General features: G+C 67.3%; 1 protein-coding gene. It reads right to left on the bottom strand.

The features are described 5' to 3' along the window. Nucleotides 1–692, bottom strand: a 692-nt coding sequence (locus tag F1599_RS22070; RefSeq protein WP_150084593.1) for a polysaccharide deacetylase family protein, incomplete at both ends; no start/stop codon positions are given.

The following is a 692-nucleotide window of genomic DNA, read 5'->3' on the forward strand; positions in this document are numbered from 1 at the left end:
GGATGCGTCTCGATCCAGTGCCGCGCGATATCGATGCGGCGCGCGATCCAGACCTTGTCGTGCGACTGCACGTAGTCCAGGAAACGCTGCAGCGCGCGAAAGCGCCCAGGGCGGCCGAGCAGCCGGCAATGCATGCCGATCGACAGCATCTTCGGCTGGTTCAGCCCCTGGGGATCGCCCTCGGCGTACAGCACGTCGAAGGCGTCCTTCAGGTACTGGAAGAACTGCTCGCCGGTGTTGAAGCCCTGCGGCGTGGCAAAGCGCATGTCGTTCGAGTCCAGCGTGTAGGGCACCACCAGATGCGGCTTCGTCTCGCCGTTGCTCGTCCGCACCTCGGTCCAGAACGGCAGGTCGTCGCCGTAGTAGTCCGAGTCGTAGACGAAGCCGCCGTGCTCGACCACCAGGCGCCGCGTGTTGGGGCTGTCGCGGCCGGTGTACCAGCCCAGCGGCGCGCTGCCGGTCAGCTCGCGGATGATCTGCATCGCGATGCGCATGTGCTCGCGCTCGGTGGCCTCGTCGATGTTCTGGTAATGGATCCAGCGCCAGCCGTGGCAGGCGATCTCGTGGCCCAGCTCGACGAAGGCGCGGGTCAGCTCGGGATGGCGCTGCAGCGCCATCGACACCCCGAAGATGGTCAGCGGCAGGCCGCGCTGCTCGAACTCGCGCAGGATGCGCCAGACACCGGCGCGCGA

This window comes from Cupriavidus cauae, assembly GCF_008632125.1.
GTDB lineage: Bacteria > Pseudomonadota > Gammaproteobacteria > Burkholderiales > Burkholderiaceae > Cupriavidus > Cupriavidus cauae.